The organism is Pseudoalteromonas sp. OFAV1 (assembly GCF_021532595.1).
GTDB lineage: Bacteria > Pseudomonadota > Gammaproteobacteria > Enterobacterales > Alteromonadaceae > Pseudoalteromonas > Pseudoalteromonas lipolytica_C.
Map to the genome: position 1 here is coordinate 142492 of NZ_JAKGBG010000006.1, position 17625 is coordinate 160116.

Genomic DNA, 17625 nt, shown 5'->3' on the forward strand with positions numbered 1-17625 from the left:
ATTAGATTAGAGGAATGCTGTTATGCGCGCACTGGTTTTATGTTGTTTAGTTTTCGTTATTCAAGGTTGTAAGAATCTGCCTGATGAGCAGGCAGTGCAAGTGGGTGCTAGGCCTTACTATTTAATCGACAAGATGACAGATGGGCCGTTAAAGCAGCAACTTGCGGCATGCGGTAATGGCCCTTTTTACAAAACTGATTTTGTAATTGGTCATCGCGGTGCCCCCATGCAGTTTCCTGAGCACAGCAAAGAGTCATATTTAGCCGCTGCAAGAATGGGCGCTGGCGTACTTGAATGTGACGTCGCCTTTACAAAAGACAAACAACTCGTGTGTCGTCATTCACAGTGTGATTTACACACCACTACCAACATTTTAGCGATTCCTGAGCTCGCAGCAAAATGCAGCCAACCTTTTACCCCGGCCAAAGACGGCCAACCAGCTCAGGCTAAATGCTGCACCAGCGATATCACCCAAGCTGAGTTTTTAACCCTAAAAGCTAAAATGGATGGTGCCAATGCAAATGCCAAAACGGTCGCAGAGTATATGCAAGGCACACCAAGCTGGCGCACTGATTTATACGCAAACAGTGGCACCGTAATGACCCACCAGCAAAGCATTGAGTTATTTAAATCACTAGGTGTAAAAATGACGCCCGAGCTAAAAAGCCCAGAAGTCAGCATGCCATTTAACGGTTTTAGCCAGCAAGATTATGCGCAAAAAATGCTTGATGAGTATCGAGCTTTAGGTGTGAATAGCCAAGATGTTTATCCGCAATCATTTAATCTTGAAGATGTGAAGTATTGGCGAAACAATCACCCTGAATTTGCAAACAACAGTATTTATCTTGATGGCAGAGATGAGCAAGCACACTTTGATGCGATGGATGAAACAACTTGGCAGCCATCAATGCAAGCTCTGTATAACGATGGAGTACGCATTATCGCACCGCCAATGTGGATGCTTTTAAGCCTTGATGAGTCAGGTAAAATTGTGCCTTCACTTTATGCTATTAAAGCTAAACAAGCCGGGCTGAACATCATTACTTGGAGTTTAGAGCGCTCTGGTCCATTAGATAATGGCGGGGGTTATTATTACCAGTCAATTGCCAGCGTGATTAAACAAGATGGGCAAATGATGAATGTAATAGACGTCCTTGCTAAGCAAGTGGGTGTGATGGCCATTTTCTCTGACTGGCCTGCTACTCTTACCTATTACGCAAGCTGTATGCAGTACCCTGCCTCAAAAAATTAGCTGAGCATCAATAAATTTCAAGGGCTTTGACTCGTCCAAAAGGTGGGGCTGAGGTATTATTAGCTAAACCGATTTTACAAGGATTAACATGATTATTCAGCACCATAGCCACGACATAGCGACCAACACAGGCGCAATGCGCACCAGCATTTATCGTCCTGTAGAAGAAGGTAAATACCCGTGTGTTATTTTCTATTCTGAGATCTTCCAAGAAACAGCGCCGATTGCGCGCTCTGCTGCAATACTTGCTGGTCATGGCTTTGTCGTATTAGTGCCAGAAGTTTTTCATGAGTTAAATCCTATTGGAACGGTACTTGCCTACGATGATGCAGGTAAAGACAAAGGCAATGCCGACAAATGGGCAAAACCGCTTGAGAGCCATGACTCAGATACTGACGCTTTAATTGCATTTGCGCGTCAGCAAGATTACTGCACAGGAAATGTAGGTGCCATGGGCGTATGTATTGGTGGTCACCTCGCGTACCGCGCTGCATTAAACCCAAGTATCAAGGCCGCTTTTTGTTTATACGCGACAGATATACACAGCGATACCTTGCCTGCACAAGCGGGTAATAACTCGTTTGAGCGCATGGCAGATATTAAAGGTGAAATTCATTTTATTTGGGGTAAACAAGACCCACATGTACCAAAAGAAGGCCGCCTTAAAATTTACCAACAAGCGGTGGCAACAGGAATTAATTACCAGTGGCAAGAGGTTAACGCCCAACATGCCTTTATGCGCGACGAAGGCGACCGATACGACCCAGCCCTTGCCATCAGCATGTATCAACAAGCCGTTGCTTTATTTAACCGCACGCTTGTTTAAATCGTCATAGTAGCTACTTGATTAGTAAAATAATCCTTCAAGTAATCAAGTAAAACCCGCAGCTTTTTACTTCCCGCCGCCCCTGGCGGGAATACGCCATAAAGTTCAATATCTGCGGTTTTGTAATCATCTAAGATTGTCCGTAACAATCCCGCTTTGATCCTTGGCAGTGCATCATAAACAGGGATCTTCGCTAAACCATGCCCAGCTTCAACAAAAGCTGTTCGCGCAGCAGCATTATTGGTACTTATGCCACCACTAACAGGCACCTCATAGCGGCGTTTATCTTTTTCGAGTGTGACAATGGCACTACTTGGTTGATACACCACCCACGTATGCTCAGCTAAATCGGCAATGCTCTTTGGTATAGGGTATTTTGTAAAGTAATCGACTGAGCCACATATGCAGGTCGCCAGACTTGCAAACTTAGTGGCTTGTAGATTTGAGCTCTCAAGGGCTACGCCTCTAATCGCTAAGTCATAGCCCTCTTTGATGATATCAACCACATCATCACTGAGCTGTAAATCGATATCAATTTTTGGATACAAACGCTTAAACTGGGCCAGTGCCGGTACCACAAGTTGTAAGCCAACATTCACCGGACAACTCAATTTAATAACCCCAACGGGCTCACTCTTTAAGTTTTCAAGGTGTAAGTTAGCAGCCTCAGCATGCTCAGTGATAGCCTGACAACGTTCGTAATAAGCCATTCCTGCTTCGGTGAGGGTCATGGTGCGCGTTGAGCGATTAAGTAACGTCAGCTTTAATTGCTGTTCTAATTTCTTTAAGTGGTAACTGACAACGGCCCTTGATAAACCAAGTTGTTGAGCCGCTTTAGTTAAGCTGCCTTGCTGCACAATATGGGCAAACACCACCATGCTTTTTAATTGCTCAAACGATACTTTCATACAAACTCCTAATCTAACCTGAATAATTGTATCAATTATTAAACCAATGAAGTCAAATTTATCTGCGTTGTTTAACTCGATTTTCACCCCTATAGTGTTATTAACGATGTTTAATAAGCAAAAAAGGGATTCACTATGTCAGCTAAGAAAATTTTAATGGTACTTACTTCACACGATGAGCTTGGCGATACCGGCCATAAAACGGGCTTTTGGGTTGAAGAATTTGCCGCGCCCTACTACGCCTTTATTGATGCTGGTGCAGAGGTAACTTTAGCCTCTGTTAAAGGTGGCCAACCTCCTATTGATCCAAACAGTGCGGCACCTGATGCTGCAACTGATGCTACAAAACGCTTTGATCAAGACAGCGCAGCACAAACCTTAATGGCTAATACAAAACCTCTGGCTGACGTAAAAGCCAGTGATTACGATGCGGTGTTTTACCCAGGCGGCCATGGTCCGTTATGGGATTTAGTTGATAACCAAGATTCGATCAATTTAATTGAGCAATTTCTTAATTCAGATAAGCCAGTAGGTGCAGTGTGTCACGCCAGTGCAGTATTACTTAATGCGAAAAATGCAGCTGGTAAATCTGTTGTGTTTGATAAAAAAGTAACTGGCTTTAGCAACTCAGAAGAAGACGCTGTACAACTTACCAATGTAGTGCCATTACTTGTTGAAGATGAGTTAATCAAACAAGGTGGTCAGTATCAAAAAACCGATGATTGGGGCGAGCTTGCGATTGAAGGTGGCCTACTAATCACAGGGCAAAACCCTGCAAGTTCAGAGCTTGCTGCGAAAAAACTACTTACCAAATTAGGTTAACCCAAGCCTTTAGTAAACACCTTGCTTAGCAGGGTGTTTACCTTCACTTTTAATAAGTTATACTCGTTCGGTCACCTTGATTTAAGAGCTTCTCATCATGACTGAAAAAAAGCTGTCAAACTTCCTCCTATCAGTAGTAAGCGATTCGCCATTTTAGGCATTATGCTGGTGTGCTTGGTACTGCAAATAATTAATACCCTACCCGGCATCAATTTGAATGGTTTAGGGATTTTACCAAGGCAAATGTCAGGTCTATCAGGGGTGTTTTTTGCGCCATTTTTACATGGTGGTTGGGCGCACCTTTTTAGTAACCTAGTGCCTTTTGCTATTCTTGCATGGCTAGTTTGCCAATTTAGCGTAAAACGCTTTTGGCTGGTGTTTGCAGGCACAGCGCTTATTGGTGGATTACTAGTATGGCTATTTGGCCGCAGCAACATTCATGTTGGACTAAGTGGTGTTATATACGGTTTATGGGGCTACTTAATTAGCTACGGCATTATGCACCGTTCATTCAAAGCCATTTTAATCAGTATTGCGGTTGTTGTGTTATACAGCGGCCTAATTTGGGGTGTATTCCCGCAGCGCATCCATATTTCATTCGAAAGCCATTTATTCGGCGCAATTAGCGGCGCATTCATCGGTTATATTATGGCAAAACGTGATAAACATAAGAATCTGAAGCTTTAAACTTAAAGCTTCTAGCTTCTCAGCTTCATTGTCACCATCACAACGCCATGGTCGGTGCTTTGATCATCATAGGCAAATTGCGGGTTGATCAAGTGCTGATCGTAGGTGTGATAATCCACCACTTCAAAAAAACTGCTCTGAAACCCAGCATCAAACTCTCGAGATAACAAAATATAATCAAACACTGAGCTGCTACTGCCAAAATAGTGGGTTGCTTCTCTATCATTTTCGATTACAACATGGCGCTGATACAGTTGCCAACTATCTTGTAGTTTAAACTCTGAACGAGATGGGCTATTTTGCCTATGACCGCTAAAGCGAAGATGATCAGCTATTAGGTGGTTAAGCACGCCATCGTGTAACTCATTATTAAAATCCCCCATTACAATCACCGGGTTATTGCTGTGCGCTCTGCGTTTAATGATTTCAACGAGTAACAATACGGCTTCACTGCCACGCTGTATGCTGGATGCCCAGCGCCCAAGAGCTTGTGATTTTAACTGCATAACTAAGTTTTGCTGTTCACTGTGGCTTTCATCATCCTGATGAAGGAGCATGCTGCGCTTTGATTTAAAGTGCACCACATAGCAATCGACGTGCCCTAAGTGAGGTACTTCAAGTGTCGCGCGAATAATGCGGCGACTAAAGTTGAAATTAGCGCTTAAGCCCATGGCTAAAGCATCATCTTGCTCTGCCTCAACCTGACTTACATCGACAATTTTATAACGTGAGGCAATCGCGACAACTGGATCGCGATAAATAAAGTCATCAATAACAGTTGGCTCATCAACTACTGCAAAATAGGGGTAACCCTCTGCGTTAACTTGTTGTTTCAGTTCATTGATACTGAACACTTCTTGAAAGCCAATAATGTCTGGCTGCTGATTTTTAAGGTAATCGGCCAACCAGCGCTGCTTTTTGGCCCATTGCTCAGCACTATAAATACGCTGAAAATCATAAAATGCGTCAGGTGGCGCTAAATAATTATATAAATTAAATGTTGCGACCTTTAATTGATTATAGTCTGTCACTTATGTCCTTGTTCATATAGCCATTCGCGAGCGATTGTTGCATCTTCAAAATACTTAACTTCGCCACTGGTAAACCAATTACCAACTTTACTAGCAACTTGTTGCCATTTTTTATTACCCAGTACCGCAATGCGACAAAACTCTTTGTTATGTTTTAAGCCAAATTTAAAATCATCCCACGCCGCTTGTAATTCCCATCCTTCAAGCTCTGTTATATCTACAAACACTCTCATTTTGACCCGAGGCACCGAAGCAAGTGCATTATCAACCAGTGGCGTTAAGGTCGAATAATCGTCGTGAGTCAATTTACCCACCACTTTTAAGGTAAGGTAAAAGGTAGTGCCTGTTCGCTCTAAACCAATAGCTAAGCCATGCTTTTTCATAACAGCCTCCTGAAAATTATTTAAACTTAACAAGTTAACAATATCGACATAATACTATTTTATAACTCTACTTCCCTTGCTTAGGTTGATCAACTAGGATGGTAATCTCGTAATAACATTCATTAAAGCACAATTTAGGGAGTTTCAATGAGTAATACCGACAGTTATACGCCACCTAAAGTGTGGCAATGGGATGCAGAAAACGGTGGTGAATGGGCTAAGACTAATCGCCCGGTCTCAGGTGCGACCCACGAACAAGACTTGCCCGTTGGTAAACACAACCTTCAACTCTACTCACTTGCAACACCGAATGGTCAAAAAGTCACCATTATGCTCGAAGAGCTATTAGAGCTAGGTATTGATGAAGCCGACTACGATGCATTTTTAATTAAGATCGGCGATGGTGATCAATTCTCTTCTGGGTTTGTTAGTGTAAATCCTAATTCAAAAATTCCAGCCTTAATGGATCACAGTACTACACCTGTTACTCGCGTGTTTGAGTCAGGGGCTATTTTACAGTACTTAGCAGAGAAGTTTGATGCACTGATCCCAAGCGATCATACTAGTAAAACAGAATGTCGCAATTGGCTGTTTTGGCAAATGGGTTCTGCCCCCTACTTAGGCGGTGGTTTTGGCCATTTTTATAGCTATGCACCTTATAAAATGCAGTATCCGATTGACCGCTTCACAATGGAAGTTAAACGTCAGTTAGACGTGTTAAACCGTCACCTAAGTGACCATGATTATATGGCGGGCAGTGAATACTCAATTGCCGACATTGCTATTTGGCCTTGGTATGGCAGCCTAGTGCTTGGCTATTTATATGATGCAGCTGAGTTTTTAGATGTCGAGTCATATAGTCATGTAATACGCTGGGCAAAACAAATCGAACGTCGCCCTGCCGTAAAACGTGGTCGCCGAGTAAACCGCACATGGGGTGATGAAGCTGAACAATTAGCTGAACGCCACTCTAAAGATGATTTTTAAGGGCTTAACGGCCCTTTTTCATAAATACTAACTATATGAAAAAACTCAGCAAAGAAGACATATACCAACGCCTTAGTAACACCGAAGATGCCCGTGCCTGCAAAGCAATTGATGAGGCGGCTTGTAAAGTCGTACCCGGCAATTTTATTACCTTATTAGTGAGCCAACTATTTAGTAAGTTTGCCGACGCCTTGTTAAACCCAAAGGTAACCCTGCCTTGGCTGTTACAAAGCATTAATGTGCCGAGCAGTTTTATTGCTTGGCTTGTGCCCATTCGTGAATCAGGTTCTATGTTGCCACAGCTAGCGATAGCAAGTGCCATTCGTAAGCTGCCCGTCAGAAAGTGGGTGTGGGTAATTGGCGCGATTGTGCAGGCTTTGTGTATTGTGGGCATGTTGGTTTGTGCTTTAACGCTGCAAGGTACAAACGCTGGGTTTGCTATTATTGCTCTTTTGATTGTTTTTAGCCTTGCTCGCGGCTTTAACTCTATTGCTGCAAAAGATGTATTAGGTAAGGTTATTCCTAAACAACAGCGCGGAGGTATAAGTGGTCTTGCTGCCAGCTTTGCCGGATTTGCAACACTCACCTTCGGTCTTGGTTTGTGGTATCTACAAAGTCTTGGTTATGAGAATGGAGTGTATATTGCACTGATGCTAGCTGTGCTTATGTGGGTTTTCGCAGCGCTTAGTTACAGTCGTATTAAAGAATACAAAGGCGCAACCGAAGGCGCTGAAAACGGCTTGCTACATGCTCTTAAAAAACTAAAACTGCTTTACCAAGACAAGCAATTTGCACATTTTATAATTACTCGTGCATTGTTATTGTGCTCGGCCTTGAGCGCCCCTTTTTATATCGTACTTGCCAGTGAACAAGCTTTCGACTTTTCATTGCTTGCTACGTTTATGGCGCTATCAGGACTAGCAAACTTAGTATCCGCTCCTATTTGGGGTAGGCTCAGTGATTTGTCTAGTCGCCGCGTTTTAGTGCTTGCTGCGATACTCGTTACTTTTAATGGCTTTGCTGTTTATTTGGTTGCTTACTTAAGCCCATCCACTCTCAATGAGTTTTGGTTATTACCACTGTGTTATTTTTTACTCACTGTAGCTCATCAAGGAGTACGCCTTGGCCGTAAAACCTATCTTGTTGATATGGCAGAAGGTAACAAGCGTACAGACTATGTCTCTGTTAGTAATACAGTGATCGGGGTTATCTTACTGTTACTTGGCAGCGTTGGCTTACTAAATGCGTACTTAAGCACCGCCGAGCTTATATTATTTTATAGCCTTTTAGGCTTGGTAGGTGCTATTAGTGCTTGGTTTTTACCAGAAACTTAATTCAAAAAGGCGACCAAAGTCGCCTTTTCTCTTCAGTTTTTCAAATTCTTATCGAAGAACTCTAAAAACGCTTTCAATGTTTTAATTCGATACGGCTGATGCGACAAATAGTGGTCACCATCTTCAAGCTCAATATAGGTTACGTCTTTGCCTTCGTCTTTAAGCTCATCTTCCATTTCTCGGCTATGATAAACAGGCACCACGTTATCATCAGAACCATGAACGAGTAACACTGGGCGATTAATTTGTTTTGCAAAATTAACTGGCGAGACCTTTTCTAATTTATCGCCATCAGTACCAAATTGCTTACGCACAATTTCTTTATTGGTGAAATATCGTGCCTTACTAACAATACGCTCAAGATCTGTGACACCAGCAAAGCTGGCCGCACATTTGAATGTTTCAGGGTGCTTAACCACCGCCATTAGTGCGGCATAACCACCATAACTTGCTCCACCAATACAGATTTTATCTTTATTAGCGATACCTTCACCAACAAGCCAATTCGCGGCATCTTGCAAGTCATCTTGCATTTCTTTACCAAAACCTTGTACAGCAGCCATTTCAAATTCATGACCATAACCACTTGAACCACGAAAGTTTGGTTGTAGCACTGCATAACCATTATAGGCAAGCAACGCAGTCCAATAGTCAAAGTCTGCGTAATCACGAGCCATTGGTCCGCCATGTGGGAACACAATGGTAGGCAATTTATCACCTTTTTTATAACCCACAGGTAAGGTTAAATACCCTTCAATAGTTAAACCATCACGGGCTTTATAACTGATTTTCTTTTTACCGCTGTAAACTGTGTCATCAATATCCGGAAATGCCGATACAAATACTGTTAACTCGTTCGTATCACGGTTACCTAACATATAGGTGCCGGGGATTTGCTCACCTGTAACCAAAACCACATATTGACGCTGATCTTTGCTGGTATCAATAATATCAATATCAAACTTATCTGCTGGCAGTACAGCGCGTAAGCCATTATAAAGGTTGCTTAAATCTTCATCCCAGTAATGGATCCCCTCATCAAGCTGTGAGTGAGTAAACCCTGCGACTTCACCAGTTAAAGGTGAATAGAATATATGACCGTCGAAGTCAGAGTTATCATCGCTAAACACTAACTCTTTTTTCATGGTCGTTAGGTTCATTTTATAAAGCGCATCGTAGCCATCTTTAAGTGCTTTGTAATAAATAATATTAGGGTCTTTATCAAAGCCCAAAACACTTACTACATCAGGGCTAAATGCTTTATATTTGAATAATGTTTTACGTTTATCTCTATCTTCGTCATATAGAATATATTCAAATTCGTCTTCATCCATTTTAAGGGCAATACGTACATTGCCTTGGCGGTCAATAATCCAATCGGTAACTTTGTTGAATGAACGCTGCACTTTCTTTTTACGAAGTGTATATAAATCAAGTTCATACACACCTGGCGCATTAGCAAAATCAAAGTCACCTTGAACTAAGATTTTGTCTTTTTTACTCGGTAAAAAACTGATGACCTGATCGCCAAATTGCGGTTGGCGCTTGTCACGATTAAAGTCTGCTTCATTGGCTGGTCTAACTTTGCCTTTATCGTTAATGTTATAAGCATACATAAAAGTTGTTGAATATTTTGGGCCACCAAATTGACGTTGGATACGGCGTGCACCTATCAACAAAACTTCATCATTCGCCCACTCATACCAATCAAAGAAAATAGTGTGGTTATCTGAGCGGATCAGAGAGTTGACTTCTTCTGTTTTACGGTTATAAACCGTTAACACCAACTCTCCATTTACATTTCGAATAAACGATAGATGACTACCATTTGGTGAGAGCTTTACTTGACTAAAAGCCCGTAAAGAGGCGAATGATTCTACAGGGAGTTGCGTGTTTTCAGCAGCACGGGGCATTAAGCTTAGTACCGAAAATAGTGAAAGCAGTAAGTACTTCATCATAAAGTCCATTTCATTTTTTACTGTTCCTAAATAATAACATTAAAAGAAAATAAAAGACTATGTAAGAAATTTCACCTCTGACAATCATTCGTTTAAAACGAACAAAGTACTCGATTAAAAGCATTATTAATTTATTTTTTGCTAATTATAATGACTGCACAAATTCAGTTTTCTTAGGTGACATGATGAAAAAAGTACTTGTGTTAAATTCATCTTTAAATGGTGAACAAGGTAATTCAACCAAGCTTAGCCAACAATTTGTTGAGCAGCTTGCTAACAACCAACAAATTTCAGTAACAACTCGCGATTTAAGCGACAATGCCATTGCTCACTTAACGCAGACAGAAATGGCTGCCTGGATGACTGATGCAAACGAACGCAATGATGAACAAAAAGCACTTGCTGCAATATCTGATGATTTAATCGCTGAACTTAACGACAACGAGTTAATCGTTATTGGTATGCCAATGTATAACTTTGGTATTCCTTCGACATTTAAAGCTTGGATTGATCGTATTGCCCGTGCAGGTATTACCTTTAAGTACACTGAGCAAGGCCCTGTAGGTTTAGTTGAAGGCAAAAAAGTAGTGGTACTTGCAGCGCGTGGTGGTATCTATCAAGGCACCGACATGGATACACAAACTAAATACTTAAAAGATGTACTTGGTTTTGTGGGTATGACTGACGTTCACTTTATTTATGCTGAGGGCCTAGCGATGCCAGACGCAGAGCAAAGTCTAGAAGCAGCGAAAAACGAAATCAACACATTTGCTGCAGCACTATAATCAGCAAAGTATAAAAAAGCGGTCATCATGACCGCTTTGTGATTTACGCTGTGACCGATAACAGCGAATCACCTTCAGATAAAGCAAACTTTTCTTGCACAGAGGCTAGAATCGCTTCTTTATCTTCTTCTCCCAGTTGATCAGAATATTGCGCTAACAACTCATCTAAATAACTTACAACCTCTTCAGTATCAACCTGCTCTAGTGAGTTACCACTTGGCGGCGGTGGTGGACCAGGCGGGCGTTCACCTTCAGGACGACCTAATTCACCGACTTCAGCGGCATCAAAGCCAGCTTCAGCCATAATTGCTTCCATTTCTTGACCAGGTTGAATACCTGCGTCCATAAATGTTTGCATAATGGATTGTGCATCTTCTGCAGTTAAGTTTTCAGGATCAAACTGAGCTAAGGTTTCATTCATTAACTCTGTTTGTTCACTGGTTAACGGCTCTGCTTGCGGTCGTTGCATGGGCTGAAAATTCGCACTCGATGAAACACTGTTGATCATCGTTGATTTTCCTTACGTTTTGGTGGTTTATGTTTGTTGAACTCGTCTTCAGTTACTTCACCATTTTGATCAGCATCCATGTCATTAAAAATGGTTTGCAGCATATCTTCTGGCACAGGCTGCTCACTAAACTCAGTAAAATCAATCACCCCATTGCCATCAATGTCAATCGTCGGAAAGTCAGGTCGTGGAGGTGGACCGCCTTGATGGTCGCGAGCAAAGCAAGCGGGCGCTGTGGCTAACAATGAAATAGCTAAAACAGAAAGTGCAGATAAATGCTTCATAGCGAACCTCTTATGTCATTCAATTGACCGTAAGCATAATCTGAATGCCAACCAAAAGTGTGTGGGTAATATGCAACAAATGTGGAAACTTTGTGGATTGCGTTAGCAATTAATCGAAGTTGTAACTTGTTACGTATGAAAAGCAAAACAATTTTCCAACACAACGATTATGGCAAGCTCAAATAAGCAAAAAGTGAATCTTGTTTGGTTCAAACGTGACCTAAGACTTTCTGATCATCAACCACTTGCCAATGCGATTGCATCAGACCTGCCCTGCATACTGATTTATAACTTTGAGCCACTGTTGCTCGAAGACCCCCATTACAGCTTAAGGCACTGGCGTTTTGTTGCTCAGTCACTTAAAGACATCAACCAACAACTCGAAAAATACAACGCTGAAATCGCCATTTATAATCAACAGATAATTACATTGCTAGAAACACTCAATGACGAGTTTGAAATTGCTGGAGTTTATAGTCATGAAGAAATTGGGCTTTACAACACTTTCGAGCGAGATAAACAAGTAAAACTCTGGCTAAATAATAAAGCTATTCCATGGCATGAAACGCCATTAGGAGGAGTAAAACGAGCACGACCAAAACAGTTTGATTGGCAAACTCATTGGCACGAGGTGATGAACCAACCTCTCGTAAAACCAAATTGGCAAGCTTTTAAAGCCGTACTACCTAATAATTATCAAGCAGCAGAGTGTTTTGACGATTTTCTAAACCACGATCCTCAGTTTCAATATGGCGGCCCTCATGAAGCAAGAGCCTGTCTTAAAAGCTTTATAGAACAGCGAGCTAAAGGCTACCAAAGCGGTATTTCAAGCCCATCAGAAAGTAGAGATTCATGCTCAAGACTCTCTCCATATTTAGCATGGGGGAATTTAAGCCTAAGACAGGTTTATCAAACATTGAGATACTACCTACCAAAACAACCTAAAAGTTGGCGACGTTCATTGCATGCCTTTGAGTCACGATTACATTGGCATTGCCATTTTATGCAAAAGTTTGAAACTCAATGCAGCATGGAGTTTGCTCCGCAAAACACAGGCTACCAGCACTACCCTTATCGCGATGATGATCACCTTGATGAGCACCTAAATCGCTTTGAGCAAGGCCAAACAGGCATTCCTATTATTGATGCCTGTATGCGCTGCCTCAAAGCAACTGGTTACATTAATTTTAGAATGCGCGCTATGTTAGTCAGCTTTATGACCCACCATATGAACATTCACTGGCATCCTGTTAGTTTAATTTTATCGCGTTATTTTTTAGATTTTGAACCGGGAATTCATTACCCACAAATCCAAATGCAAGCATCGGTCACAGGAACCAACATCATTCGTTTATATAACCCAATAAAGCAATCTGAAGATAAAGACCCAGATGGCATATTTATTAAAACATGGTGTCCTGAGCTTAAAGAGCTGCCTGTAGAAGATATCCACCAGCCATGGCAACTGCCGCCAATGGAAGCTTTGTTTAATAACTTTAAACCAGGCGAAGACTACCCCGAGCCTATGGTCGATATAGAAAAGGCTGCCAAGCAAGCACGTGAGCGATTATGGTCATTCCGAGAACGTAATGATGTAAAACGCGGCACAAAAGCCGTACTGCGTATGCATGTGATTAGCCTAAAAAGGCAACGTCATGGCACATAAAAAACTTAATTTACCCAGCAAAACCTGTCCCGTATGTGACAGGCCATTTGTGTGGCGTAAGAAGTGGCAACGAGACTGGCAGCATGTTAAATATTGCTCTGAGCGTTGCAAGCGCGAAGCGAAAAGAAATATTGGCGTTTAAGTTGCAATTATATCGTTAACTCACACTTTTCGGCACGAAACCCTGAAAGCTTTTCACGGTCGTCGAAAAATTTACAAAGGAGATGACGATGACGATTAAAAAATCTGCACATACAAGTTGGTCTGGTGATATTAAATCTGGCAAAGGCTACATTTCTAGTGAAAGCGGTGCACTTGATAAACAGCCATTTGGCTTTAACACCCGCTTTGAAGGCAAACCGGGCACTAACCCCGAAGAACTTATTGCTGCTGCTCATAGTAGTTGTTTTAGTATGGCACTGTCGCTGGCACTAACCGAAGCAGACTTTGTGGCTGACGACATAACCACCAAAGCAACCGTTAGCCTAGATGAGGTTGACGATGGCTTCGAAGTAAGCCATATCGCACTAGATGTAAGTGCGAAGATAAGTGATATTTCGACTGAAAAATTTGAGCAACTTTGTGAGCAAACCAAGCAAGGCTGCCCTATTTCTAAACTGATGAATGCTGAGATATCACTCACCACAAAGCTTAATTAATCCCGTTCGGCCAAGCACTGCTTGGCCTTTTCATATTCTAACAGGCCCACAACACTTTATTACAATGTAAATTCCTGCTTGTTGTATTATCTTTATGGAACAAAAACCAAATACAACAAGGATATGTATGTTTAAACAACTAGCCCCTATTGCACTTGCAACGCTCGCTTATTCAAGCTATTCAACAGCCGCAACAGAGCAACAGGTGAGTAAAAAGTGGTTCAATAGTATCAATTACACTCACGTAGAGCATGACAGATATAGCTTTAATGGCTACCAATTAGCAAGCCATTATTACTTTGAAGAGCAGCAGAGCTCGGGTGTGCTCGATGATTATGGTTACCTAGATACAGATTCAAACATCCTAGTCAATTACTCAGGAGGAGATTATTACAATGACATTGGTATATTTGGCGAGTATTTTTTAAATAACTGGTTTGCTGTAGCCGATATAAGGGATGTGAGGGATTTAGACAATTACACTCTAGGTATAGGCTACTTATTTGCCGATGCCTTAAAAGTTTCTGTAAATAGGGATGTGCGTGAATATGGTGATGATTATTTCCGCTTAAAAGCGCAGTATAACCTCCAAATCAACGATAAGGATTACCTTGGTTTTAGCGCAGAAACAGATGATGAACTCGACGTTTGGAATCTCTCAGCCAGATACTTTAATCATTTAAGCGGCAGCCATTACATTACTGTTGATGTTGGCCATCAAGACAGCGTTAATGATTCAGCAAGTAATGCCATGATCAGCTATTACTTTGGCGAACACTATGCCATAGGTGCAGGTTTGGATGATTCTGAACTCGTTTTACAAGGTAAGTACTTTATTAATGATAAATATTATTTAACCGCTAATTACACTGAAAGCGGCTCAGCTGAACTCTACAACCTCAAGTTTGTGGCCCAATTCTAAACAGTAATGAGTCAACAGTTTTAAACAAAAACGCCGCTATAAAGCGGCGTTTTTAGTTTATAGAATTACATATTACCTAGCTTCATCATCATTGCAGTATACATTTTTAAGTTCAGCGCTAACTGCTCTTCGGTAATAAACTCATGTTCTGAGTGACCTGTGTACTTTTTACCTGGCATTGATGGACCAAATGAAACAGCATTATCAAATAGCTTCGCATTGGTGCCACCACCGATTGACACAAAGCCCGCGTCTTTATCGCCCGTAAAATGCTTAAAGATATCAAGTAAAGCTTGGGCGTGAGGTGCACCATCTAACAGCATTGGCGTACCAATTACCACTTTTGTGTCTTTTAACGTGACATTGTTAGAGGTTTGCCAAGCGCTAAGTGCTTCATTAATTTGCTGTTTGAGCACAGCTTTTTGTTTACCAACAGGACGGCGCATATTAACCGACAATTTAATATCGTTACCATCGCGGCTTAATAACGTTGGCGAAACAGTCATCGGCCCCATAAAATCATGCTTGTAAGCAATTTCACCGAATTGCGCGCCATATAAATCAAGGCCAATTAGCTGATTAATAAACTCAATTGCTTGACCATCGCTATTGTTCTCAAGATCAATACCTTTAAAGATTTCTGCAAGGTACGCAATGGCATTTTCACCCGCTTCTGGCTCAGATGAATGTGCTGAAATCCCCTTCACTTGCACTAACAAGCCATTATCTTGCTCTGTCATCGCCACTTTTACGTTTTTAAGCTGAGCAACATTGTCGTGTAATTTAGCCACTGTCGCCGCATCAGCGTTATGCACAAGCACACTGGCATCTTCAGGGATTTGGCTAACAAAGGCGCCGCCTTTTAAGTCACTAACATATAAGCCTGTTTTTGCAGAGGTTGCTGAGAAAGTCGGCGCAATTAAGCTCCAGCCTTTTTCTGCAACAACCACAGGGTATGAAGCATCAATGGTGACAGCATATTTGGGTTGCTGATAGGTTTTCATGAACTCTTCGAGTGGTGCCCAGTCAGACTCTTCTGCAAGGTAAACCATTAATTCAATACGGTTATTTAAAGTAATGCCGTTATCTTTAATCGCCTTCATTGCATGCAATGCTGTGGCAATAGCACCTTTATCGTCTTCTGTACCACGGGCAATTAGCTTTCCAGGTTCAGAGGTTTTATCCATTTTAAATGGGCTTTGCTGCCATTTACTGGCATCGGCTGGTTGCACATCACCATGGGTTACTATGGTTACTTTATCAGCTTGGTTACCCATGCCAATTAATACTGTGTAACCTAAATCTTGATAATCAAAACCAAACTGCGCCGCTTTCATTTTTAAGAACGACTTAAAGCCAATGAAATCTGGGTTATCAGGAGTCGCTAAACCTTCTTTATTCACCGTTGGGTAAGAAACTAAATTCTCTAAGGTATGAATTTGCGCTTGTTGATATTGCTCTACCGCGTAGTTAGCCAGCTTTTCACTTTGCTCAGACACATCAGCCTGACTAGAGAAGGCAGTTAATAAGAATGCAGCAAGTAATGAATGTTTCAAGATAAGCTCCAGAGTTTAAAAAGATTTTTAAAGGTACTCGTTAATTGTAACGATTCTGACTAGGACATGATATCTCTAATTTAAGTAAAATGTATCGCTTAAAAATAACAACAAGGTACAATAGCCATTCACCCTATTAATTCGTTTGTTAGACTCATGAACCGCAGAAAAAAGATCTTCACTAAACTTAAGCAAAAAGATAAGCGCGCCAATGCAAAATTGCATAAAAGCAATAAACCGGCATACATCTCAAAGGCAGATCGCGAAAAATTAGCACAGCAAGAAGCTGAGCAGGAAAATTAAAATACCCAGCGGTCAGACCCCAGGCGCGATTTTATATCGCGCAATACTTCACTGATTCACAAAGAGGATAAGAGGCGCTTCGCTTTAGAGAAAAACAAAAAAGTTTTAATATTACTTCCTCATTTTCTTCTCATTCTTTTCTCTTTGTGCAATTTGTTTTAACGCGAAATAAACTTCACGCCTACGTCAAAGACATTTATTTTCACAAAGAGGATATAAGGCGCTGCGCTTTAGAGAATACAAAAAGTAATTTATTGTTTTCCCTCATTGTCTTCTCATTCTTTTCTCTTTGTGCAATTTGTTTTAACGCGAAATATATTTCACGCCTACATTAAAGACATTTATTTGCACAAAGAGGATTAGAGGCGCTGCGCTTTAGAGAACACAACAAGTAACCTATTGTTTTACCTCATTGTCTTCTCATTCTTTTCTCTTTGTTAAAAGACAATTTGAACCACAGAGATGTATGGACTCCCCTCCCACAGGGGGTAACGTAATAAGCGACAAAACTTTTACAAAAGGAGTCCATACATGGTGAATCTTAACGTTATTGCGATTGATTTAGCAAAAAATAATTATCAAGTTTGTAAAATAGGTAAAGAGCGACAAGTTATATACAACAAAGAAGTATCTAGACAAAAACTACTTCAGTTATTGGTATCAGAAAAACAATCATTAGTAGCAATGGAATCATGTGGTGGTACGCATTATTGGGCAAGAAAAGCGAAAGAGGCTGGCCATATAGTTAAACCTA

19 protein-coding genes and 1 pseudogene are annotated in these 17625 nt (G+C 41.3%); 13 read left to right on the forward strand and 7 right to left on the reverse strand.

All coding sequences use genetic code 11. The features are described 5' to 3' along the window. Positions 1-22: 22 nt before the first annotated feature. The gene (locus tag L1267_RS05545) at positions 23-1252 is read left to right on the forward strand and encodes a glycerophosphodiester phosphodiesterase family protein (protein ID WP_235382310.1); all 1230 of its coding nucleotides are present in this window, start codon (positions 23-25) and stop codon (positions 1250-1252) included. Positions 1253-1340: 88 nt separating this feature from the next. Further along, positions 1341-2078, forward strand: a complete 738-nt coding sequence (locus L1267_RS05550; protein ID WP_135925699.1) for a dienelactone hydrolase family protein — start codon at positions 1341-1343, stop codon at positions 2076-2078. On the opposite strand, the gene L1267_RS05555 is transcribed toward L1267_RS05550, so the two are convergent. Beyond that, positions 2075-2986, reverse strand: coding sequence for a LysR family transcriptional regulator (locus tag L1267_RS05555; RefSeq protein ID WP_135925700.1), 912 nt, complete (start codon positions 2984-2986; stop codon positions 2075-2077). The two genes, L1267_RS05550 and L1267_RS05555, sit on opposite strands and share 4 nt — an antisense overlap. Before the next feature lie 135 nt (positions 2987-3121). Here L1267_RS05555 and L1267_RS05560 point away from each other — a divergent pair, with 135 nt between their 5' ends. Both L1267_RS05560 and L1267_RS05565 read left to right on the forward strand, forming a co-directional pair. Further along, positions 3122-3808, forward strand: coding sequence for a type 1 glutamine amidotransferase domain-containing protein (locus tag L1267_RS05560; protein ID WP_235382311.1), 687 nt, complete (start codon positions 3122-3124; stop codon positions 3806-3808). A 162-nt stretch (positions 3809-3970) separates the two neighbouring features. Then, positions 3971-4495: a rhomboid family intramembrane serine protease gene (locus tag L1267_RS05565; protein ID WP_235382312.1), complete on the forward strand. Its 525-nt coding sequence runs from the start codon at positions 3971-3973 to the stop codon at positions 4493-4495. Between the two features lie 11 nt (positions 4496-4506). Here the strand turns inward: L1267_RS05565 and L1267_RS05570 are convergent, their stop codons facing one another. Beyond that, the gene (locus L1267_RS05570; RefSeq protein WP_235382313.1) at positions 4507-5526 is read right to left on the reverse strand and encodes an endonuclease/exonuclease/phosphatase family protein; all 1020 of its coding nucleotides are present in this window, start codon (positions 5524-5526) and stop codon (positions 4507-4509) included. Then, positions 5523-5909: an STAS/SEC14 domain-containing protein gene (locus L1267_RS05575; protein ID WP_135925704.1), complete on the reverse strand. Its 387-nt coding sequence runs from the start codon at positions 5907-5909 to the stop codon at positions 5523-5525. Before L1267_RS05575 ends, L1267_RS05570 begins: the two co-directional genes overlap by 4 nt. 147 nt (positions 5910-6056) lie before the next feature. Here L1267_RS05575 and yghU point away from each other — a divergent pair, with 147 nt between their 5' ends. Then, positions 6057-6896: a glutathione-dependent disulfide-bond oxidoreductase gene (yghU, locus tag L1267_RS05580; protein WP_135925705.1), complete on the forward strand. Its 840-nt coding sequence runs from the start codon at positions 6057-6059 to the stop codon at positions 6894-6896. A 35-nt stretch (positions 6897-6931) separates the two neighbouring features. Continuing rightward, positions 6932-8230, forward strand: a complete 1299-nt coding sequence (locus L1267_RS05585) for an MFS transporter (protein ID WP_235382314.1) — start codon at positions 6932-6934, stop codon at positions 8228-8230. A 32-nt stretch (positions 8231-8262) separates the two neighbouring features. Here the strand turns inward: L1267_RS05585 and L1267_RS05590 are convergent, their stop codons facing one another. Continuing rightward, positions 8263-10188: an alpha/beta hydrolase family protein gene (locus tag L1267_RS05590; protein WP_235382315.1), complete on the reverse strand. Its 1926-nt coding sequence runs from the start codon at positions 10186-10188 to the stop codon at positions 8263-8265. A gap of 185 nt (positions 10189-10373) precedes the next feature. On the opposite strand from L1267_RS05590, the gene L1267_RS05595 reads away from it, so the two are divergent. Continuing rightward, entirely contained in the window at positions 10374-10973 is a 600-nt protein-coding gene (locus L1267_RS05595; RefSeq protein WP_135925708.1) for an FMN-dependent NADH-azoreductase, read from the forward strand. A 43-nt stretch (positions 10974-11016) separates the two neighbouring features. Here the strand turns inward: L1267_RS05595 and L1267_RS05600 are convergent, their stop codons facing one another. Continuing rightward, positions 11017-11481: a hypothetical protein gene (locus L1267_RS05600; protein WP_235382316.1), complete on the reverse strand. Its 465-nt coding sequence runs from the start codon at positions 11479-11481 to the stop codon at positions 11017-11019. Then, positions 11478-11765: an EF-hand domain-containing protein gene (locus L1267_RS05605; protein ID WP_138558842.1), complete on the reverse strand. Its 288-nt coding sequence runs from the start codon at positions 11763-11765 to the stop codon at positions 11478-11480. The genes L1267_RS05600 and L1267_RS05605 overlap by 4 nt, the downstream gene beginning before the upstream one ends. Before the next feature lie 169 nt (positions 11766-11934). Here L1267_RS05605 and L1267_RS05610 point away from each other — a divergent pair, with 169 nt between their 5' ends. From L1267_RS05610 to L1267_RS05625, 4 genes are all read left to right on the forward strand, one after another. After that, positions 11935-13431 (forward strand): cryptochrome/deoxyribodipyrimidine photo-lyase family protein, encoded by a 1497-nt coding sequence (locus L1267_RS05610; RefSeq protein WP_235382317.1) that lies wholly within the window; start codon positions 11935-11937, stop codon positions 13429-13431. Then, positions 13421-13573, forward strand: a complete 153-nt coding sequence (locus L1267_RS05615; protein WP_135925712.1) for a DUF2256 domain-containing protein — start codon at positions 13421-13423, stop codon at positions 13571-13573. The genes L1267_RS05610 and L1267_RS05615 overlap by 11 nt, the downstream gene beginning before the upstream one ends. Positions 13574-13661: 88 nt before the next feature. Beyond that, positions 13662-14090 (forward strand): OsmC family protein, encoded by a 429-nt coding sequence (locus L1267_RS05620; protein ID WP_235382318.1) that lies wholly within the window; start codon positions 13662-13664, stop codon positions 14088-14090. 127 nt (positions 14091-14217) lie between these two features. Continuing rightward, the gene (locus L1267_RS05625) at positions 14218-15012 is read left to right on the forward strand and encodes a putative porin (protein WP_235382319.1); all 795 of its coding nucleotides are present in this window, start codon (positions 14218-14220) and stop codon (positions 15010-15012) included. 65 nt (positions 15013-15077) lie between these two features. On the opposite strand, the gene L1267_RS05630 is transcribed toward L1267_RS05625, so the two are convergent. Beyond that, a complete protein-coding gene (locus tag L1267_RS05630) occupies positions 15078-16568 on the reverse strand; it encodes a dipeptidase (protein ID WP_235382320.1) in 1491 nt (496 codons plus the stop codon). A gap of 156 nt (positions 16569-16724) precedes the next feature. Between L1267_RS05630 and L1267_RS05635 the strand changes: the two genes are divergently transcribed. Together L1267_RS05635 and L1267_RS05640 are read left to right on the forward strand one after the other, a co-directional pair. Continuing rightward, a complete protein-coding gene (locus L1267_RS05635; RefSeq protein WP_138558837.1) occupies positions 16725-16871 on the forward strand; it encodes a DUF2986 domain-containing protein in 147 nt (48 codons plus the stop codon). 531 nt (positions 16872-17402) lie between these two features. Beyond that, positions 17403-17625, forward strand: a pseudogene (locus L1267_RS05640) (IS110 family transposase); the annotation flags it as partial.